We start from the raw sequence: 22442 nt of genomic DNA, 5'->3' as shown, positions 1-22442 counted from the left end.
CTCACAAGCTATTAATAGGCACGTCACGTTCACTATTTAACTTTCAAAGAACAAACTCACCTTTCTTGTCAAAAGGTAATGTTAATTATACACTCTACAAATTACTTTGTCAAATTAATTTGTCAAAAAAACGCATAATTTTGACCTCAAAACCTATTTTTTTACATTTTCATTACATTTTTCTGCAAATAAAGTCTATTTTTACGATTTTTAGCACCCTCATCCAACTTCCACGCGATTTTTCACTTTCTTTTTTGCGCGGTTTCATAACATAGACAGATGTGAATAAAACGCGAACAGTGAAACATCTGAAAATTAGCGAAGTTTAAATGAGTAATGTGCAGTATCCATCTTCTGAATCAGGATTTGCAGGATTGAAGGATGGACAAGATCATAGGTACTTGGAACTTTTTACGGCCAATATGTTACGCTTTTTCCAGTTGTTTCTGAGACATCAACGTATTTAGCCAGATCCCGCAACGCAACAACAGTACAACCGGTGTCACGAAGGTAATTCATGTACGTCTCAAACTGCTCGGGTGAGACATCAACCCATGGGTGTTCAAGCGCAGGCACCCCGTGAAACGTTAGAACAGCGATTTTCCCATCTCTTGCCTGTTCAACCGCCCAGACCAAATCCTCAAATCCGTAGTTCGGACCGGGGACACCTGCTGACGGAACGACCAACGGATGATAGACATCCGGATCGTAAGCCGGTCCACGTCCGCCCTCTGGATGAAATGGAAACTCCGGTCCAATGCCACGCCGCGCGAAACGATACCCTTTTTCTGACAACGCTTCTATCGCTTCCGGTCCGCGACAATCCGCCGGATAGCCAAAGGTCTCAGGCACAGGAATACCGTATTCTTCGCACCGTTCATCAATGTGTATCAAATCTGCCAACAATTCCGCTTTCGATTGTGTGTTGGCATGCGTATGATGACGGGTGTGGTTACCTATCTCAAAACCCTCCTCGTGCAATTGACGGATCTCTTCCCATGTGACATAGTGTGACTTGTTATTGAGGAAATTAAGACCTTCAGTGATGAAAAACGTCGCTCCAAAACCGTAACGCTTCAATAGCGGTCCAACATAAGTATAATCCGATTTGTTACCATCATCAAAGGTGAGGACAATCAATCCGTCGGGGATAGGTTGTAAGGCTTCAGTTTCAGATAATTCTTGATTTTCTTTTTCCATTTTTGCTCCTAACGATTTGCAGTTTCTCTCCTGCGCCGATGGTAAGCCGGTTGAACATCCAAGTCAATTGCGTTCCAATAATACTTCAGCGGATCGTCGGTTTCCCACTCCGAATAGACCTCTTCCCATTTCGCACAGCCCAGATGAACGGTGAGAGCGTCTTCATCAACGGGTTCATTGACCGATTGGTAGCGGGCACTCGTTGCGAGCCGTATACGATCCTCGGTCATATTGTCACGACCTCGGTGAATCGTTAAACTGTGGAACATAACAACATCTCCGCATTTGAAGGGGTTCCATGCCCATTCTGTACTGTCTCCGACCAACTCCCAAGAACGGACACCGCCGTCCTCTAACAACCCATGACGGTTTGATCCACGCGCAATCGCCAAGCCACCCAACTCGGCATCACAGTCTCCTAAAGGTGTCCACACGGTCCATGTTTCCTGCGAACCGCGAACTGGACTGAAGTCCTGATGCGGCGGCGTAGTGTACTGATGTTCTCCCGGAAAGATAACGTGACAGATATGACGGGGGTGGATGAAAACAGATGTTCCAAACAGGACTTCCAGGATACCTACAATACGCTCGTGATGCGGAAGCGCGTGGAAAAGCCGGAGTTTCTGGACATCAACATAGAAATGTATATACGTCTCGGATCTGTCCTGTTCGCAGACGAAAACCCCTTTTCTGCGGATACCAGCATCGGGATCGGTATTTGGTTCAAGAAGTTCATGCTGTCCTGCTACATGAAGCACCTGTTGACGTAGGGCAAGTACCGGTTCCACAGGAAGCAGTCCGGGAAAGAAGAGATACCCATTCTGGTGGGCGTGCTCAAGAAGTCTGTCTCGGTCTTTAACCAAGTCTGTGCAGTCCACAAATGGCAATTCGGCGTGCATTAAAATTGTTTCCTCTTAACTCTTTATGGGACAGCCTTGAGTTTACCCCATGTGACTGGCAGGGCATCTTCGGGGTTCACAGCAAAACTGTGTCCCACGGTTGTAACCAACACATTGTCATACAAGGAGTGTTCACCGCCACCGGCTCTGAAACCTATACCGCCTTTGTCATTGGTATCATCTTCCCATGTACAACATAATTTGAGTTCCTTGCCACGCTCAGCGAGGTAGAGGTCGTAACGATCACCTTCGGCAACTATCTTTATCGTATACCATTTGCCCAACTCAGCGTGTACACCCGATTCATTGTCCAACTTATCCTCATCCTTAACAATATAATTACCACCTACTCTTGTAAACCACCAAAATTGATCCCGATTATCTGCCACAATTTGAACCAATGTACAATTATTTGGGTCTTTTGCCCGCATGACCCAATTCGATGCCCATAGCGGGTTTACCATATTGAAGTCAACGTATAATTCAAAGTCAGTAAAGTCGTTTTTTAGAGTAATCCCGACTTCTCCACCGTTAACCGTCAGTTCCTTGCCATCCGCGGACCAGGTTCCTGTAGGCACCCATTTACCTTTGTCAATTGCCTTCTTATTAAAGTCATCCTCAAACAGCACTTCGCCAACACAAAGGGGCACATATACTGAGATGAGTGTAAATAAAAAGAAAGTAAAGATGCGGTATTTCATGATTGCTCCTTCTATGGCATAACTACCAATCAAAGATCATTCCAAATCTATTTCAATCTCGTTAATCATTAGGACCAACAACGTGAACCTCTATACTAACCTCTCCATCGCCTCCCAAAGCCTTCGCTTGATTGAGTTGTGTCAACACATCCATCAGTTGGCGACGATTTTCCTGATCAGATTCCGGTAAGACCTGAATCCACGCCTCAAAAAGCTCGGTTAAATCGTCAAGTTTGACCGGACCACCAGACATCTGTTTCAGTTTATCGATTATCGCCTCTACTTCGGGAGATGGACCGTACTCCTCAATAAGATGCGTCTGCGCTTCTTCAAAGTCTGCCTCGTCGGCACCCTCATCAAAGAGGGTGGTCACTTCTTCAGGCAATCCAAACGCCGAAAGGAGCGGTGTCGCGTCAAATTCAGATGCGGGTTCAGATGCTTCTGTTGCCTCAACCGGTGCTTCCTCATCCATGAGTTCTGAAACGTCCACAGACTCCGGATCGGACACTACAGCATCCTCGTTAGGATCCTCGCTTACAAATTCCGTCGGCTCGACAAGTGTCGTTGACAACTCTTCGCTTTCTATCTCGGTAGCGGGTTCAGATGCCACGGTTGGCTGGGGTGGTATCCCTAACTCTGACATAAAACGCTTGTTACTCCACTCCGCGTAAAAATAGATCCCCGCGCAGAGCAGTACAACAATTACGAACGCGACTCCAAGCATTCTCATATTAAATCGCTCTAACATTGTGTTTCCCTCTTAAAACGGTTAATCTTCAACAGTTGTACCCTCAAGAGCGCAAAATATAGCATTTAAGCAAAAAACACCCTTAAAAAGTAAAATGTTTCAAAATGTTATGAGGTTCAGTTAGAAGGTTCTGCCATACCGCCACCTATAGCAGGAAGGAAATGAATTTCTGCGTCCGTGTCAACGCGTTCAAGGAGGGATCCCCGAGTAAGGAGACCATCAATGTATACGGCGATGCCGGGCTTAAGACGGTCTTCTTCACGCAACCGCTCTTTCATACCCGGGTAGCGACTTTCTAAATTATCAATCACTTCACGAACAGTCACACCAGGAAGAGTAATGTTCGCTTCGCCGTCCGTGAGTTTACGCATGAGGGGTGGAATGACTACGGTTGGCATTTTTTAATGGCTATCGGTTGTCAGTTAAGTCAAGAGAAAGGCGCGCTTACAAAGCGCGCCTACCAGTGTTTGAGTTTTAGATTTTGCCCATGGCTTTCAGAAGCCGATCAGGCGACATCGGGAGTTCCGTCATCCGAACACCGATTGCATCGTAGATAGCGTTGGCGATGGCAGCCATCGGTGGCACAATCGGCACTTCACCGACACCACGCACACCATACGGATGCCCCGGATTCGGGACTTCAACGATGACAGCATCAATCATAGGTAAATCCAAGCAGGTCGGCATCCGATAATCAAGGAAACTGGCGTTGGTCATCGTGCCTTCGGCATTGTAGATGTATTCCTCATTCAACGCCCAACCGATACCCTGAACAGCACCGCCCTGTATCTGGCCCTCAACATAACTGGGATGGATGGCTTTTCCTGCATCCTGGACTGCGGTATAGCGGAGAATCTCGACCTTGCCGGTCTCCTCGTCCACTACCACATCCACTACGTGAGTTGCGTAGGCACCACCGGCACCACCGGGATTCACGGTTCCGCTGCCCACAACCGGACCGCCGGTTTCACCGAGTCTGCCACAGAGGTCGCGGAAACTAATCTGCTCCTCTTTGCCGTTGATGCATGAAAATTCGCCATCTGCGAACTGCACGTTGGCTTCGTCAACTTCCCAGAGTTTCGCGGCGCGAGCGATCATCTTCTGCTTGACATCCTGTGCGGCTTCATAAGCGGCGTAACCGGTCGCGTAGGTTGTACGGCTACCGCCCGTTACAGCAGTATAACCGACAGAATTGGTATCAACAACGCTTGGGTTGACCGATTCAGCAGATATACCGAGGACTTCCGCCGCCTGCATAGCAATCGAAGAGCGAGTGCCACCGATGTCTGTAGAACCCTCAATGAGGTTAATTGTACCATCGGCGTTGACATTAATCGTCACACTCGACTCCAAGCCGATATTGAACCAGTACCCGGAAGCGACACCGCGACCGTGGTGTTTCTTCCCATTCGGTGCGGTATAGTGCGGATGCGCTTTCGCCGCTTCAAGCGTTTCAATACAGCCGATGCGGGGGTGAATGGGGCCATCTGCACGCCGGTCGCCCTCTTTTGCACCGTTGAGCAACCGGATCTCAAGTGGGTCAATGCCGAGTTTTTCCGCGATCTCGTCAACAACTGTCTCAGAACCGAAAGCAGCGTTTGGTGCGCCGGGGGCGCGGTAAGGCGCGGTTTTCGGTTTATTGACAACCACATCGTAGCCGTCAATGATGAGGTTTTCAATGCTGTAGGGTGCAAAGATACACATCGCGCCAGGTCCAACGGGGGAACCGGGGTAGGCACCCGCTTCAAAAGCGAGATACGCCTCAGCGGCTGTTATCTTACCGTCATTCGTCGCACCCATCTTGACGCGAATGTAGGAAGCAGGTGTCGGTCCCGTGCCTTCAAATACATCAGCACGGTTCATGAGCACCTTGACAGGCTTACCTGTTTTCTTTGCCAACAATGCAGCGACAGGTTTAATGTAAACACTAATCTTACCACCAAAACCGCCACCAATTTCCATCGGAACGACTTTAATTTTGGAAATGGGGTATTGGAGAATTTCAGCAACCTGCTCACGAACCGTAAACGCACCTTGCGTGCTACACCAAATGGTCAGTTGACCATCTTGGTTGAAATGTGCTGTGGCGTTGTGCGGTTCAATATAGCCTTGATGGACGGTACCTGTAACGAAATCACGCTCAACAATGATATCCGCTTCGGCGAATCCCTTTTCAGGGTCACCCAACTGATGCTGGATATGACTTGCAACGTTGCTCGGTTCATCAGCCGTCTCGCCCATTGAGGTGGTTTTCAAGTGTTCGTGCAGGAGCGGTGCATCCGGCTCCATTGCTTGACGCACCTCTAAGACAGGTGGGAGCACCTCGTATTCGACATCAATAAGTGTGCAAGCCTCTTCTGCGATGTGTGGACTCGTCGCAGCAACAGCGGCAACGGCGTGCCCTTTGTACAACACTTTATCGCTTGCCAAGATGTTATCGCAGAGATGTTTGAGATTAACAGCACCTTCGCCGAGATCCGCGACTTTGTCCCCAGCATCAGGCAAGTCTTTCGCGGTAACAACGCCTTTAACCCCGGGATAGGCTTCGGCACGGCTGGTATCAATCGATATAATCCGCGCATGGGCGTGTGGGCTTCGAAGGACTCTACCGTGTAGGAGTCCAGCCATTTGAAAATCTGCCCCGTAAAGTGCACGACCGGTGACTTTGTCAACACCGTCATGGCGGATGGGCCGGGTCCCGATAACTTTATATTCTTTCTTTTCGGTTGCCATTACGCATATACCTCCGATTCATGAAACTCGGTTTGTGTGAAGTTAAGCAGAGGTTTCCTTAGCGACATCCATCACTGCTTTGACAATTTTATCATAGCCGGTACAGCGACACAGGTTACCCGCCAACCAGTACCGAATTTCATGTTCAGTTGGATTCGGATTGCTATCCAGTAGTGCTTTAGCACTCATAATAAAGCCGGGTGTGCAAATACCGCACTGGAGCGCGGCGTTTTCCAAGAACGCATCTTGGATCGGGTGCAGCTTGTCAGGCTCCGCGAGACCTTCTATGGTTTCCACAGATTTACCTTCAGTCTCTACACCGAGGACCAGGCATGAATTGACAAGTCTGCCATCAAGGATGACACTGCAAGCCCCACAATTTCCGTTGTTGCATCCCTCTTTAGCACCCGTAAGATGGAGTTCATCTCTGAGGACTTCGAGTAGGCTTTGACGGGATTCGCAGAGAAATTCCACCGTTTCACCATTGATAGTGGTTTGAACGTGCGATTTTCTCGCCATAGTATAGTTCCTTTCACGCTTTTTACGATTCGGGTTTCGTTCCGTTTTGTCCGTTTTCCAAAAAGGATTGCCGTTAAAAAATCAACAAAATTTATGCTGTGTTTCAAACTCTTTGGATTGCGCCGTTGAGTGCACGCCGAGTCAGCACACCGACGAGATGAGTTCGCTGCTCCGCAGTACCACGCATATCACTAATCGGACGAGCGATCGCTTGTGCAGCTTGTGCGGCTTCGTCGATTGCTTCATCAGAGACCTCGCGACCTACAAGCAGCGCACTTGCTTCTTCTGCAAAGAGCGGCGTGGGCGCGACAGCAGCGAGTGCAATACGGGCAGAAACGATTGTCCGTTTTGCAGCATCAAGTGTTACAGATGCTCCGGCACCAACGACAGCGATATCCATCTCATTGCGCGGGATAAACCGGAGATAGAAGGAACTCGAGTTGCTTGCAGGTGCTGGTATCTTCAGAGAGACAAGCATCTCACCCTTTTCGAGAGCAGTCTGCCCCGGAGCTGTACAGAATTGTTCAACAGGTAATTCGCGTTCGCCGTTTGGACCGGCAATGACACAGGTAGCACTTAGCACAATCAGTGGTGGTATGCAATCCGCAGCGGGTGAAGCATTACACAAATTACCACCAACGCCAGCGCGTCCTTGGATCGCGGTGCCACCGATAATTTTGGTCGCATCGACTAAACCGGGATAAGCATCGCAAATAGCATCAACGGCGTAAATCTTATAACACTCGACTGCGGCACCGAGCGTCAAGCCGACGTTAGCATCGTAATTTAAGACGTTCACCTCTGGAATGGATTTGACATCAATCATCAAGTCAACGTCTCGGCGTGCTTCCCGGACTTGAACGATGAGGTCGGTCCCACCCGCCAAAATGCGAGCCTTTTCTCCCTTTTCATCAAGTAGAGCAACGGCTTCCGGCACCGTTTGCGCGGAAACATAAGAAAAATCTTGCATGACCGGAATCTCCTTTCATTATTATAACTGGGACTTAGAAGGGGCTGAGGCGCGGAGACCCCGCCACAGAAATCAGTTTATGAGATAAGTTTTAAAGATACCTATTTTAAACCTTACTATAGCAAAAATTCGGTTTTAAGGCAAGTTTTTTATGTTTTGGGAAGGTGTACTTCAGCAACCAATTCGTCCAAATTAACAAACTTAACCTGGATGCCGTTGTAATTGTCTGTGAAAGAGCGATCCACATCGTGGGCTACAACAAAGTTTTCACCATGTAGTTCTACCATATGTCAAGTCTACTTGCTTATGGTAGAACTATTTGTCAAGTCCACTTGCATATAGTAGCATTTTCCCACTTCACAACACTCAGCTGCACAGCAAAGAATATCAAATAATACCTCGCGGGTCTGGTTAGACTGATACTTCAAAAATTCAGACCTGCTCAACACTCAAGGTGGCGGGTTCTCCGTTGAGTTTCTGTGCGAGGATGAAGGCATTTTCACCCGGCGTGTCTACAACCGCTGTTGTGAGCGTTTCACGGAGGATGTAGTCTTGATGCGCCTGAAACGCCTCGTCTAAAAGTGGGGATGTCGTGTCAAGGCTGAGTTTGATCCGATCGGAGACGTTAAAATCAGCCTCCTTCCGCATATTCTGAATCTTATTGACGAACTCGCGCGCCAAGCCTTCAAGCGTCAATTCGTGCGTCAATTCCGTCGACAAAGCAACGAATTTCTTTGCATCCATCTCTACAAAGAACCCCTCCCGATTCTGTGTCTGGACCTCAACGTCAGATTGCCCAAGGGTATACGTCTCTCCCGATGCCTCAACCTGTAAGCTTCCAGCGGCTTCCAACTCCGCCTTCAGTGCTATTGCATCTCCAGCAGCGAGTGTTTTAGCGATGGCTTGTACGCCCTTACCGTACTTGGGTCCCAATACCTTGAAGTTGGGTTTGAGCGTCACCTGCGCGAAAGCGTCCAAGTCCTCTGTGAATCCGATCGTTTTGACATTGAGTTCATCGTGGACGAGCTCCGCTAAACGCTCAACGGTTGCTTTCTCTGCCTCGGAGAGTCCACCAAGCGTAAGCTCCGCAAGGGGTTGGCGCGTCTTGATGCCGGAACGGTTGCGTGCAGCGTGTCCCATGCTGATCACATCGCGAGTGAAAGCCATATCGGTTTCCAACTGAACATCTCTGAGCGCGGCATCCGCAACCGGATATTCCGCAAGATGAACACTCAGGGGTGCCTCGACATCCAGCGAACATACCAAATTGCGATAGAGTTCGTCCGCCAAAAATGGAACGAAAGGCGCGGAGAGTTTCGCAATGGTTACAAGCACTTCATAAAGCGTGGCATAAGCGGCATGCTTGTCGGGTCCGGCTTCCGCGCCCCAGAAGCGGTCGCGGGAACGACGGACGTACCAGTTGCTGAGGTCGTCCACAAACGCCTCGATGGCACGTGGGGCATTCGTGAGATGGTAATTTTCCATCTCATCGCGCACATTGTCAATGAGGGTGTGGAGACGCGACAGGATCCATTTGTCCACTGTGGAACGTTCCGAGACAGGCGGTACATCTTGCAAGACATCGACCTGCTCTAAATTGGCATACATAACGAAGAAACTATAAACGTTCTGGAGAGTCCCCATGAACTTTTTCAACGCCTCGTCAATGCCGTCAAGTGTGAAAGCGCGTGGTGTCCACGGTGTAGTTGCGGTGAACATATACCAGCGCATCGCATCCGCACCTTGCTTGTTGAGAATTGTCCACGGATCCACCGTATTCCCCCGACTCTTACTCATCTTCTGACCGTCGGGTCCCATAATGAGTTCAAGGCAGAGGCAGTTTTTGTAAGCCGGTTTATCATAGAGAAGTGTGCCGGTTGCCAAGAGGCTATAGAACCATCCTCGTGTCTGATCGATGGCTTCAGAGATGAAATCTGCCGGATACGCCTGCTCCAACATCTCCTTGTTTTCAAAGGGGTAGTGCCACTGTGCTGTGTGCGCACAACCGGAGTCAAACCAGCAATCAATTACGTCTTCCACACGATACATCGTGCCGCTACATTCGCTGCAGACGAGAGCAACGTCGTCCACATAAGGACGGTGGAGTTCAATATCATCCGGCACATCCGTACCGAGTTCTTTCAATTCGGCGATACTTCCGACACAATGCTGATGCCCGCAGTCGTCACACACCCAGACCGGCAAGGGTGTTCCCCAATAACGTTCACGGCTCAATCCCCAGTCAATATTATTTTCCAGCCAATTGCCGAAGCGTCCGTTTTTAATATGCTCCGGGTACCAGTTGATTTGCTGATTATTCTGGTGCATCTGTTCTCGGATGGCGGTCGTTCGGATAAACCACGATTCGCGTGCGTAATAGAGCAACGGGGTATCGCACCGCCAACAGAACGGATATTGGTGCGTATATTCGGCAGCCTTGAACAACAGTCCACGTCCATCCAAGTTTTCGATGATTTTCGGATCAGCATCCTTGACGTATTCGCCTGCCCACGGCTCTTTCACCGCTGAAACAAATTTGCCATCGGGACCTACCAGTTGCACGAGCGGCAGGTTGTATTTTTGCCCGATCTCGTAGTCATCTTGTCCGAAGGCGGGGGCGATGTGAACCAAACCGCTTCCCTCTGTCGTCGTTACAAAATCACCAGTGACAATGTAGTGTGATTTTTCCCGATGCTGCCCGCTATCAAACAAGGGTTCGTATTCCCACGCTTGGAGGTCGCTCCCCTTATAGTTTTCGACAACCTGCGGAGATTCATCGCCGAATAAGCTCGGTATGCATTCCTTTGCGAGGATGAGGTGCTGTCCGTTACCTTCTTCAACGGCAACGTAATCGTAATCCTCACCCACAGCAACAGCCACGTTAGAAGGTAAGGTCCATGGTGTCGTCGTCCAGACGAGCAGGTAAGCATTCTCCTTGTGTTTCAGCCGGAAGCGGACAAAGATAGACGGATCGGCAACCTCTTGGTAACCGAGCGCGACTTCGTGGCTTGCTAAGGTTGTACCGCACCGATAGCAATACGGCTGCACCTTATGTCCTTGATAGAGCAGTTCCTTGTCCCACGCTTGTCGGAGCACCCACCAGACACTTTCAATGTAATCGTTGGACAACGTGATATAGGCATCATCTAAGTTGACCCAGAATCCGATGCGTTCCGTCATCTGCCGCCAATCCCGCTCGTATTGGAAGACGTTTTCCTTACACTTTTCGATAAAGTTTTGAACGCCGTAGGCTTCCAGTTCTGCTTTGTTTGTAATGTTGAGCTGCTTTTCAACCTGATATTCAACCGGAAGTCCGTGCGTATCCCAGCCCGCTTTACGGTGGACGTAATGCCCCGTCATAGTCTTGTAGCGACAGACGGCATCTTTCATGACGCGTGCCAGGACGTGATGCACACCGGGAGGTGCATTCGCAAACGGCGGTCCCTCCAGAAAAACGAACGACGGTGCGTCTTTATACATCTCCATACTCTTCTGAAAGATGTCATTTTCACGCCAGAACTCTAAGATCTGTTTTTCCTTTTCAGCAAACGTGAATTGAGATGATACTTCTCCAAACATACGAAATTCCCTCATGATCCTAACTTAAATTGTGTGTTCAGTGTGAAGTCAAAAATTTAATTCGGCAATGACAGAGTGACTCTTTAACTGAAAACCAATAACCGATAACTGAAAACTCTAAAAAAAAAACACCCTCACTGAAATCGTCTGTTCAGTGATGGGCGTTGTAATAGAAATTTCTTATCTGTTCGTGATTAACCCACCACAGCACGACGAATAGCAATAATAATAATAATGGATATGGCGCGCAAACCCGTGACAGCACGAAGGCAGTCTTGATTTGGGGTGTTGTAGCGCACAAATTCCTTATCTTGCGATGTCAGTGTGGTAAGCGATTTTCTGTCCATTATATGGTTTGAACGGTGTATGAGGTCGTTGTAAATGCTACGTAAGCCTCGTCAGACTTAGCGAAGACTTGTTTTAGAACGTGTACTTGCTAATTATGATACCATATTCCACGGGGGATGTCAAATATTTCTTCACAAAGCGCGAGATTCAGGGCATAACCGATATAAGAGAATTTTTACCGAAGATTCCCGAATCCCAGTGAAACAAAAGGTGTATAACCTACAGTGAAACACGGAAACCAGCAAATATCCAAATGGACCGGCAAGGTTAGGAAACCTTGCATATCGAGAGGTATTAGAACAAATCAAATTTTTCAGCGGATGCTGAAATTTTCTAATGAGGTCGGAGATATATCACCCATGAAATATAACAAAAAATGTTTATTCTGTCTTTTCGCTTTAGTGATTTTCCTTTTAGGGGCGCGGACACCCCAGCAAAACCTTTCGGAAAAACTTCCAACGCTGACGGCAGACATCGCAACCGAGAAAGGAAAAGCTTCTGTAGTCCGTATTACAAGTGGTAGTCTGCCCAAAAGTATAAATTGGTGGAGCATCGGGGCAGGGAGTGGTTTTTTTGTGGAGCCTGATAAGATTGTGACGAACATGCACGTTGTTTCAAGTCCCGGTGTTATCTTCGTAAAACTCAGCGACAATGAAACAATCTGGGCTGTTGAAGGGGTCGCTGCATTTGATATAGAAAACGATCTCGTCATTTTAAAAATCGCAGGCGAAGGTGTACCGCTCCCTCTCGGTAATAGTGGCACCGTTACGAAAGGTGAGACTGTTTACGCCATAGGCTATCCCGGCGGTGGAGAATACAAACTAACGGAGGGAATCGTATGGAACAACCGATATAAAGATATATGGATACAAACAACAGCAGACACTGTCAAAGGGAACAGCGGCGGTCCTATCCTAAACGATAGAGGCGAAGTCATCGGCATCAGTTCCCGCGTGAGTGATTTCTACAGTTACGCTGTCCCTTCAGACGCGCTTAAAACACTGCTCTCTCAATCCGACCAAATTGAACCGTTGACGAAGTGGTATAAGCAAAAACGTATACGTGCCTATACCTATTACGCTCGAGGACAACACAAATTTTTTGACAATGACGATAGAGGGGCGATATTTGAACTCAATAAATCCGTTAAATTGGATCCAGAGTTTGCTTACACCTACAGGGTGCGCGGGTATGTAATGTCCTACTACGCTGAAGCTATAGGTAAATACGAGAGGAACATCGCTAAAGCTCGGAGACAGCATCAAGCAGCGATAAGGAGCCACACCAAAGCCATCAAATTAGATTCTGAAGATGATGAAAACTACTACGAGCGCGGATATGCGCGGTCCCTCTATGGTAAATATGAAGCCAAGCAAGGAAATACAACAGAAGCCCAAAAACAGTATCAAGCGGCGATAGAAGATTATACCACAGCCATCAAGTTAGATTCAGACGATAATACGAATTACAACGGGCGCGGACAGGTGAAGCACTTTCTTGGACAATTGAACATGAAACAAGGAGAATTTAGCAAAGCCCAAAAACAGTATCAAGCGGCGATAAAAGACTACATTAAAGCCATTACGTTAGACCCGAACGATAGCTCAAATTACAATGGACGCGGATGGACGAAGTACCTTCTCGGGCAACTAAAAATGGAACGACGAAAAGCCGCTGAAGCACAGAAACACTATTACGCAGCGATCGCGGACAGTGATAAAGCACTTCAACTAAAACCAGATAACGCTTTCGCCTATTACACTCGTGGTGTTACAAAAAAGGTGCTTGGTGAGTATAACAACGCAATAGAAAATTTTAATACAGCCATAGAATACAAATCTGATTTCACCGAAGCCTATGAGAATCGTGGGAAAACAAAAGAGAGACTTGGACAACGTGAAGCAGCGGAAATAGACTTCACGCGAGCGATGCAATGTTTAGGGCACGGCACTTTATCGGCACAGGAATTGGAAAAAGCTGCTACCGAAATGGTGAAAATTCCTGCAGGCGAGTTTCAGATGGGTAGCAAGGAATGCATGTACGCGACACCTATACACACCGTCTATCTTGACGCGTTTTATATTGATCCTTATGAGGTAACAAATGCCCAATTCAAGGCGTTCGTTGATGCCAACCCAGAGTGGAGCAAAAAAAATATCCCCAGCGAATACCATAACGGTAACTACTTAAAACATTGGACTGAGAACGACTATCCCGATGGAAAAGCCAATCACCCTGTCGTCTATGTGAGCTGGTACGCAGCGATGGCTTATGCAAAGTGGAAAGGCAAGCGGCTTCCCACAGAGGCGGAATGGGAGAAAGCGGCACGCGGTGGCACAGCAGGTGAACGCTATGTATGGGGAGATTCTCGGGACCCAGGTAAAGCAAACTACGGGTATTATGGACGAAATACCTCGCCTGTCGGCAGTTATTTACCGAACGGATACGGTCTGCACGACATGGGTGGGAACGTATGGGAACACTGCTTGGATCAGTTTGACAAAAACTTTTATAAAAATTCTCCGAAGAAAAATCCGATCGCTGGTGTTCCCGATACTAAAGCATTGATGGAAAACTTCATGAGCGTTCAAACGGAGCGCGTGTCACGCGGCGGTTCTTGGAATACGCCTCGACCTGCGCATGCGGCAAGTCGCGGCGATGATACACCTACAAACACAAACAGTTGGCTCGGATTTCGTTGTGCAAAAAGCGCGCCATCTCAGCAGGATACCGAAGCGACCCCGTCATCTGACACTTCCGAGTGAAATGGGTTGTAGTGAATATAAAGACTTGTAGACCTCTACAGGTAGGCGCGCTTCTTGGATTCACCCTGATTATATAAGTAACTGGTAGGTGCCATCTTGGATTCTAAATTGGTTCAACTCAAAAATTGCGTGCTACTCATCATCCCAGTCTATATCATAGAACGAAATGCCCTTTTCTCTTGCCTCTCGATATTTTTCAAGCCTGCGGAGCGACCCCAAACGTCCTATCTGATTCACAGCTTCAAGCATAGCATAGAATGCATAAGGGAAAAAATTCTCAGAACGACTGAAGAGCGTTTCGTGTACCTTAATATAAGTGTTGCAGTCACGGTTTGTTCTTGGTAACCCCAATTCCAATTTCCGAAAAAAATCGATACTGGTGTCCACCTCTCGGATGTCTCCATGCCTTTCAATGAGCACAGCACGCATGCCTTTTAGCCAAGCCTCAGGATCTTCTATTCTCAACTGATCCAATAAACGAAGTGCTTCCTGTTCTTCTACACGTCTTAGCAGGTTTCTGGTCTCTTCAAGCGAACGGCGAGTGACAGCATTTGGAGTGATAAAATATGTTGCTTCAGCATGAGCAGCGATTTGCTTAGCAAGCGCAAGTGTTACAATCCCACTTATCTCCATCCGCTCAAACTCAACGATGAAGCGCACCTGTGGGATGTCTCCGAACCTTTGGAAGAGAGTGGCGTGGTGATACTTTTGGGATACGCGAGCTTCCGTATTAAAGCCCCAGTCTTGTGGAATATCAAGGGTCATGAGCTCCTTAACTTCTTCGTCCGTCAACCTTACCCAATTCTCATCTTTCAATTTTTCCCAATCTTCGTCTTCCAACTGTAGCCATTGTTCATCGGGTTCGTCAAGGAAAGGATTGAAAATAGAGTCAATTGTCTCCTCTGTGTCCTCTGTATCTCCGCAGCTGAGAAAGAACGACAGACTTATAAGACAGGCGAGGTAAAAAAATGCGTTGATAGTTTTGCTATGTTTCATTCGTGTCCCCTTTAAAAGTCTACTATGAAGGAGGTGCGCAGTTTGAATCCAATCAAGTATGTAATTCAACGTGAGTTCGACTTAAATGTTTACCATCATAAAGCAGAAATTCGGAGACCACCACTACAAGAAAACAAAACGCTTTACATTCCGCTAAATGACATATATAATTGAAAACAAAACAAGATGAAGGAGTGGAGCTCTCTCCACTCTAACGGAGAAGATATTTTATGGAACTTTACGAAGCCGTCAGTCCACTGGACTTTAGATACTACGGCAGTGATCCAGACTTTATGAAACGGTTGCTGCCCTATGTCTCTGAGGCAGGTTACGTCACGTCCCAGGCAAAGGTGGAGGCGGCACTGGTACGCACCTTGGCAAACTACGGTGTCTGCGATTCTGCTATCGCCGATGAGGTGGAAGCAGCGGTGGACCTCGTAACAGCGGAAGAGGTCTACGAAGAACAGTCTCGCATTCGACATAACATCCGTTCGCTCGTCAATGTAATTCGGCGAAAGATTAGTCCCGAAGCACGCCCGTATGTCCATCTGTTCGCCACTTCTGCGGACATTCTGGATACCGCCACCGCTTTACGGTTCAAAGCACTCACAGAAAACGTCATTATTCCCGATCTGGTTGCTTTGGAGCAGCAACTCATTGCAATGGCGCGCGAGCATGCGGACACGGTACAAATCGGCAGGACACACGGTCAACACGCAGAACCGACAACCTTTGGCTATTCACTGGCACTTTACATCAGTCGTCTCGGCACCCGAATAGAAGAGATTCATAAAGCAGGGCAAAACCTCCGTGGGCAATTCTCAGGGGCAGTCGGCGCATTCAATGGACTTACGCTGATTCACGAACACCCCGAACAGATTGAGGCGGATTTTCTCGAACTGCTCGGTTTGAAGCCGTCCGATACGCACACGTCAACACAGTGTGTAGAACCGGAATTCATCTCTGATCTGGCATATCAGATTACGGCGGCGTACACCGTGCTTGCGAACTTCGCAGACGATATGCGCCACCTCTACCGCACCGAAATCGCAGAGGTCGGCAGGAAATACAATCCGCAACTGGTCGGTTCATCGACAATGCCCCACAAAGTGAACCCAGAGACGTATGAGAATATCAAAAGCCTGTGGAAGGCGTTCGTGCCACGTATGCAGACTGTTTTCATGGACAGCATTTTAGAACATCAACGCGATCTGACGAATTCGGCATCAAGCCGTTTCCTGACGGAACTGTTCACGGCGTTCGATTATTCGATCTATCGGCTTCGGCGCGCATTGGAGGAGATGGATGTGAAGGCGGATAACATGCAGCGCAACCTCGCGTTGAGCGCAGAGGATACGATTGCAGAGCCTATCTACTTACTGATGGCGTATTACGGATTTCCCGATGCCTATGATCATACTCGGAAGTTAATCGGACAAGTACATCAAACCGGAAAGAGTCTGACAACGTTGCTGTGGGAAGATGAGACGTTCCGTCCATTCCTCGACAAGTTGACAGAACCGCAGCGCGAAGCACTACGCGATCCAACGAATTATATCGGTGCCTCCGTACGGCGTACCCACGCGACATGCGATGAATGGGAGAAACGGATTTTTAATTTACCTTGCGGTTAAACTTCGTGCGTTTAGACTTTAGCGTGCGTTCCTTAAATCCGCACTCCACTTCGTTACGTGCTATGGGTTTTGAAACTTTTGAGAATGGTTGGGATATAATTGTCCGGAACTATAAGTAAAAAAGGGCAAATTCTCTAACTCCATTTCAAATTAATCAAAAACCTGCCCGTAAGCGTAGCGGAGGGCAGCTCAGAAACCCAATAGTTAAAAAGATGTTTGATATTACTTACTTAGGACGGCGATGCTTCCGTTTCATCAGACGCTATCCGCGCACATGGACAATAATTGGTTTTCTGCTGATCTTCGGTATCGGTATTCGGTTGGGACAGACAGTCCAGTTCAGCAAAATAACCGATTATTTCCGTTCTTTTGCGGATCCCGAACGGACGGATGTGACAAAATCCGTTGCGCGAGGAATTGTACACCGACAGATACAAGACAACGGTGTGCTGACGAATATTCTTGCCGTATCACCAGACGCGGTAGACATCCGTCCATACCGAGCGTTGAGTGCGGGTATCGGCACAGAATCGTTGGTATCGCTTGCGCGGCGACACAAGGCACTCGCAGCGATAAATGGTGGTTTCTTTGAGATGTCAGGCACGTTCCGTGGAGAGTCTGTCGGCGCGCTGAAAATTGATGGAGAATGGGTCAGCGAACCGGAACAAGGCAGAGCAGTGATCGGACTCCGAACTATTGACGGAAAAATCGAAGCGTACATTGACAGGATTGCTCTACGACAGGAACTCGTCTTACCGGATGGAAACACATTGCCAATTGACGGCATGAATCGAAACCGTGGCAGAAATGAATTAGTCATTTATCGTCCGCATTTTCACGTAGTGACCTTGACAATGCCGGATGGCGCAGAAGTCGTTGTGAGAAATGATGAAGTGACCGGCATAAACAATAGACAGGGCAGTTCGCGTATCCCTGCAGATGGTTATGTCCTCTCTGCAAGCGGTAGGAAGCGCGGTGAACTCTTATCACATACAGCAGAAGGTGATTCAGTTCAGATTCGTGAGACAATCATCCCTGAACGCGTTGGGGACAGCGATTTATGGGCAAGTTTTACACATATTATCGGCGGCGGTCCGTTGCTATTGCAGGATGGGTTCGCGCCTTCAACGGCATCCTACGAGCGTGAAGGGTTTGACCAAGCCTTTCACAGTTTTTGGCACCCGCGCACGGCAGTCGGTAAAAAGGCAGATGGCACGCTCCTTTTCGTGACAATAACGGCAGCAGGAGCAGGTGTTCGACGCGGTGTTATGCTACCGCGGCTTGCCGAACTCTTTCTGGAATGGGGTGCAACGGATGCGCTTAATCTTGATGGCGGTGGTTCATCAATGTTAGTAATTCGGGACGAGATCGTGAGTGTCAAGCAGGAGGACTCCACCAAGCCTCGTCCTGGGGATAAAGCACAACAGATCTCGCGTGGCAAACCGAAACCAGAAGGAGATCAACCGCAACGGGTTTCACGTGGCAGACCAACACCAGAAAAGGTGCGAGCAGGGCGGAATACGAGGTCTGCTCGTGGGAATCGTCGGGTTCGTCCGATGCCGAGACAACAAGGACGCGCAATTTCAGATGCGATCTTGATCTTTCAACATTAAGAATATACTTGATTTTTCAACATTAAGAATATATAGAAATCTTCTTACCAACCGAATTCAGCCCTCTTGTAACTTCACACACCGATCGGTAAATTTTACCCAATTCTACAGGTAAAAATTACCCTATTCGGTAAATTTTACCCTATTGTAAAACGGCTCTATCCCGTAACAGTGCGGTTTCTCACATTGGCACGAAACTTGCTAGCTATGGGTTAATTATGGAACGCCTAATGCGAAATTGAAATAGATTAAAATAGGGTGTGAGGTGACCTTGTTGAAAAAAGTATTCTTTATTTTACCGATTTTTGCCGTGATTGGATATTTCTCGCTGTTGGCACTGAGTTCAACATCAATGCGTCCAGCAACAACAGAACCTCCTCCTGACTTTACCTTGGTGATCAGCGGTCAGGAATTAGGCTACCTTGAACCGTGTGGATGTGCTGAAGGACAACTTGGAGGTATCGCGAGGCGAGATAGTTTTCTACAGCAGCTTCGCGCGCATGGAAACACAATCGTGCCTATTGCCAATGGTAATCTAATACAAGATGCCTTACCACAATCTGAAATCAAAGCAGACATAGGTTTTTTCGCTTTAGCAGATATGGGATACGTCGCCTATAATATCGGAGAGCGTGATCTCGAACTCGGCACAGCGCAGCTCACTGCTCTTTCAGAACGGAACCGACTTCCGTTAATAAGTGCGAACCTTTATCAAGGAACTTCTCCGGCGTTTATACCTTACCTTTTGCACACAGTGCAATTGCCAGATGATGCCGTTGAAATCGCCATTGTTGGGCTTATTTCGCCAAGTTACGCAGTCTATGCTAAGAACACCGATTTGCGGATTCTGGAGCCCACCACTATTTTGGATACTCTAATACCCGAACTAACTGAGAATGCTGACATTATTGTCTGTCTTTTTAATGGAACGTCCATTGAGGCATCAAAACTGCGAAACAATTTGCCGAGGTTAAGTATTATAGTAGTCAGCAATGACAACACCGAGGGGTTACCGTTGTCAGCATCTGATCATCAGTTCGTGAACACAGGGACTAAAGGAAAATCTATCTATAGTGTGAAGGTTCATTCGGACATCACCGGACATCCAGTTGTTAAGGACTCACAACAGCATCTGTTAGACGAACAGATTCCTGATTCGCAGCGGATGATAGACTTATTAGCACTGTATCAACAAATGATAACGGATGAAAATTCCGCAGCGTCAGTGCCTCGGACACAACAGAAAACAGGTCCACAGTTTGTCGGGACTGCCACTTGCAAAACGTGTCATATAACTGAGTGGACATCGTGGAAGGCAACCAAACATGCACACGCATATCATACCTTGGAGGTCGCAGGACATGAAACCGATCCGGATTGTCTAACTTGTCATACCGTCGGGTTTGGGTTCTCCACCGGTTTTCTTTCCGTTGAAGAAACACCAAATCACCTTGACGTAGGATGTGAAAATTGCCACGGTGCTGGCAGTACACATGTAAAACAACAACAAAACGAGGTTTCAAAGGTAACTGACATAGGTTATGGTAAAGTGACAGAGACAACGTGTCTTGTCTGCCATACTGTGGAGAATAGTCCGAAGTTTGACTTAAACGTGTATTTCCCAAAAATTGTCCATACACTGGAGAAGCACCGATGAATCTATTTTTAAGAATCCTCAGTTTTCTGTGTGCTTTGGGAATTTCCATCAGTGGTGCGACCTTTGGAAATAGCGATGAGACACCGCCAAAATTAATACAAGAATTGCTCGAAAAAGAGGGTGCCACGCTTATAGAACTCAAGGCAGATCCGTATCTTCAAGAACGGCTGCGGCAGCAGCTTTATCAAAAGCTCAACAAACCCGCACCGAAGCGCAAAGTAATCCGAAGGATGCCCCGCCGCACTTTTGTGAAACTGCCGCCTTATTGCCAGACCATCGTAAACAATAATCTCTTCCGTCCGCTTGGCTATCGCAAATACGAATGGACACTTAAACTTGAACTCGTCGGAACAATGGTATATGCGGATTCTGCGAAGAATACCGCCGTTTTGCAAAGTAACCACCCAAAATACCGAAGGCTCATCGTTAAAACAGGCGACACATTCTTAGAAGAATTCACGATTACACGTATTGAGGCACGTAAGGTGAGTTACATCGGTAAAGACGGTGAACAGAAATATATTAATCTTTCACCATCACCTTTTGGTGGTGGTCCGAAGAACCCCGAAACAGAGGTGAAATCATGAAACTTTTTGTCAGCATCTTACTTATCGCCTTGTTTACGCTACAACTGTCTTTCGCCGTAGACGAAAAGCATGCTTGTGGTGCTACCAGCCTCTACCACCTCGCCACAATCTTGGGTATTGAGGTATCCCTTGATAAAACTGACACTGTCCTCAAAGAAAAACAGGAAGGCAATCGCGTGGCGAGTTTTGCAGAACTCATTGATTGTGCCAAAGAAATAGGGCTTGAGTTGCAAGGCGTAAAACTGACATACACACAAATGCAGACATTTGACACCCCTGTCATCGCCCATCTCAAAACCACATTTGCTAAGGACCCATCGGCTGCTGATGGTGCTGTCGGGCACTTTGTCGTCGTTGAGCACGCCACTCCCAAATGGGTGCGCCTCTTTGACACGCCCCACAACACCTTATATAATACAGCCACTGTTGTCTCACGCGATCGCTTCCTGGAGTTCTGGACTGGTAAAACCCTCACCCTCTCACAAAAGCAGCAACGGCGATGGCACTCCGCTTTATCTGCTACCCCCATGCTACACGACTTCGGAAAGGGGAAAGCAGGAGAATACCAGATATCAGTACAGCTCCAAAACCGTAGCAATGCCCCTCTAAAAATCCTCAACATCGCTGCCGATTGCAACTGTGCCGTCGCCAAACGACAGACAGACGTTATTCCAGCGGGCGGTATTACCACTTTAGATGTCAACTGGGACGCGCAAGCCATGAACCGTTCTCTTTTCACCACAATTCAGATTCAGACAGATACCCCCAAACGCCCTTACATCTTTATCTCTTTGGGGCTCATTCGCGAATTTTCCCTCGTCTTTACTCCTGAAACTCTATCGCTCAGTGGGACGGGTACTTCCACTCTCAAAAAAATTGTTGATCTCCAAAACCTCAACGAGATCGCGGTGAAGATTCAGAGAATTGAGGGTTCACAGAAATGGATTCAGCCTGTTCTCCGCAGCAACACCATCATTCCTCCGTGGCGCAGGGCAAACATAGAACTCTATTTTGAAAAGGAACAGCTGCCGAGAGACGTAATGATTAACGAAACCCTCACCGTGCATTACGTTGAAGATAGCGGAGAAACAAAGACACTTATCTTACCAATTTCAGGGAAAGTAAACCAGCGATATACACTGACCCCCAACCGATTTTTCTTCGGACGCATCAAAGCTGCCGAAGGAAATACAAAAGCGGTGGTACTTCGTAACCAGAGCGATACCAACATCCAGATTGAAAAGGTAGAAACCGATGTCGGCACCGTTCAGGCGCACTCACTCATAGACGAAAATCATTATGAGTTGCAGCTAACGTTGCCACCGCGGCTACCGACAGGCATCCTAAAAGGCGAGGTGCGGATACACACAAACCACCCGAAAAATCGCCTTATTAAAGTGCCAGTGTTCGGTATTGTTGTTAAATAGAAAGGTTTTTGTACACAGTTCAGTGTGCAAAAAAACAAGAAAAACGTCCGAGTGTAATGCTCAGTA

General features: G+C 47.8%; 16 protein-coding genes. 6 read left to right on the top strand and 10 right to left on the bottom strand.

Translation table 11 applies throughout. From position 1 onward, the window contains the following. Nucleotides 1-411 precede the first annotated feature (411 nt). From OXH39_08860 to ileS, 9 genes are all read right to left on the bottom strand, one after another. Nucleotides 412-1200 carry a polysaccharide deacetylase family protein gene (locus OXH39_08860; GenBank protein ID MCY3550560.1) on the bottom strand — a complete coding sequence of 263 codons (789 nt, stop codon included), beginning with the start codon at nucleotides 1198-1200 and terminating at the stop codon, nucleotides 412-414. Between the two features lie 8 nt (nucleotides 1201-1208). Then, nucleotides 1209-2099, bottom strand: a complete 891-nt coding sequence (locus tag OXH39_08855; protein ID MCY3550559.1) for a phytanoyl-CoA dioxygenase family protein — start codon at nucleotides 2097-2099, stop codon at nucleotides 1209-1211. Between the two features lie 23 nt (nucleotides 2100-2122). Further along, nucleotides 2123-2800 carry a DUF1080 domain-containing protein gene (locus OXH39_08850; protein ID MCY3550558.1) on the bottom strand — a complete coding sequence of 226 codons (678 nt, stop codon included), beginning with the start codon at nucleotides 2798-2800 and terminating at the stop codon, nucleotides 2123-2125. 61 nt (nucleotides 2801-2861) lie between these two features. Continuing rightward, entirely contained in the window at nucleotides 2862-3548 is a 687-nt protein-coding gene (locus tag OXH39_08845) for a hypothetical protein (protein ID MCY3550557.1), read from the bottom strand. A gap of 116 nt (nucleotides 3549-3664) precedes the next feature. Further along, the gene (locus OXH39_08840) at nucleotides 3665-3946 is read right to left on the bottom strand and encodes a MoaD/ThiS family protein (GenBank protein MCY3550556.1); all 282 of its coding nucleotides are present in this window, start codon (nucleotides 3944-3946) and stop codon (nucleotides 3665-3667) included. A gap of 76 nt (nucleotides 3947-4022) precedes the next feature. Next, nucleotides 4023-6281, bottom strand: a complete 2259-nt coding sequence (locus OXH39_08835; GenBank protein MCY3550555.1) for a xanthine dehydrogenase family protein molybdopterin-binding subunit — start codon at nucleotides 6279-6281, stop codon at nucleotides 4023-4025. Between the two features lie 42 nt (nucleotides 6282-6323). Next, complete coding sequence (locus tag OXH39_08830; protein ID MCY3550554.1) at nucleotides 6324-6800, bottom strand: (2Fe-2S)-binding protein; 477 nt, start codon at nucleotides 6798-6800, stop codon at nucleotides 6324-6326. A 103-nt stretch (nucleotides 6801-6903) separates the two neighbouring features. Continuing rightward, nucleotides 6904-7770: a xanthine dehydrogenase family protein subunit M gene (locus OXH39_08825; protein ID MCY3550553.1), complete on the bottom strand. Its 867-nt coding sequence runs from the start codon at nucleotides 7768-7770 to the stop codon at nucleotides 6904-6906. A gap of 432 nt (nucleotides 7771-8202) precedes the next feature. Next, complete coding sequence (gene ileS, locus OXH39_08820) at nucleotides 8203-11349, bottom strand: isoleucine--tRNA ligase (protein ID MCY3550552.1); 3147 nt, start codon at nucleotides 11347-11349, stop codon at nucleotides 8203-8205. 707 nt (nucleotides 11350-12056) lie between these two features. Here ileS and OXH39_08815 point away from each other — a divergent pair. Continuing rightward, nucleotides 12057-14462 (top strand): SUMF1/EgtB/PvdO family nonheme iron enzyme, encoded by a 2406-nt coding sequence (locus OXH39_08815; GenBank protein ID MCY3550551.1) that lies wholly within the window; start codon nucleotides 12057-12059, stop codon nucleotides 14460-14462. Nucleotides 14463-14594: 132 nt separating this feature from the next. On the opposite strand, the gene OXH39_08810 is transcribed toward OXH39_08815, so the two are convergent. Next, nucleotides 14595-15458, bottom strand: a complete 864-nt coding sequence (locus tag OXH39_08810) for a hypothetical protein (GenBank protein ID MCY3550550.1) — start codon at nucleotides 15456-15458, stop codon at nucleotides 14595-14597. 230 nt (nucleotides 15459-15688) lie between these two features. Here OXH39_08810 and OXH39_08805 point away from each other — a divergent pair, with 230 nt between their 5' ends. From OXH39_08805 to OXH39_08785, 5 genes are all read left to right on the top strand, one after another. Continuing rightward, the gene (locus OXH39_08805) at nucleotides 15689-17092 is read left to right on the top strand and encodes a lyase family protein (GenBank protein ID MCY3550549.1); all 1404 of its coding nucleotides are present in this window, start codon (nucleotides 15689-15691) and stop codon (nucleotides 17090-17092) included. Nucleotides 17093-17304: 212 nt separating this feature from the next. Beyond that, nucleotides 17305-18705 (top strand): phosphodiester glycosidase family protein, encoded by a 1401-nt coding sequence (locus OXH39_08800; GenBank protein ID MCY3550548.1) that lies wholly within the window; start codon nucleotides 17305-17307, stop codon nucleotides 18703-18705. 274 nt (nucleotides 18706-18979) lie between these two features. Continuing rightward, nucleotides 18980-20362 carry a multiheme c-type cytochrome gene (locus OXH39_08795; protein MCY3550547.1) on the top strand — a complete coding sequence of 461 codons (1383 nt, stop codon included), beginning with the start codon at nucleotides 18980-18982 and terminating at the stop codon, nucleotides 20360-20362. After that, entirely contained in the window at nucleotides 20359-20949 is a 591-nt protein-coding gene (locus tag OXH39_08790; GenBank protein MCY3550546.1) for a hypothetical protein, read from the top strand. Before OXH39_08795 ends, OXH39_08790 begins: the two co-directional genes overlap by 4 nt. After that, nucleotides 20946-22376, top strand: coding sequence for a DUF1573 domain-containing protein (locus OXH39_08785; protein ID MCY3550545.1), 1431 nt, complete (start codon nucleotides 20946-20948; stop codon nucleotides 22374-22376). Before OXH39_08790 ends, OXH39_08785 begins: the two co-directional genes overlap by 4 nt. Nucleotides 22377-22442 lie beyond the last annotated feature (66 nt).

It is taken from the genome of Candidatus Poribacteria bacterium, from assembly GCA_026702755.1.
Classification (GTDB): domain Bacteria; phylum Poribacteria; class WGA-4E; order WGA-4E; family WGA-3G; genus WGA-3G.
The sequence above is the reverse complement of the archived record's forward strand: the minus strand, read 5'-3'. Positions and strand labels throughout refer to the sequence as shown.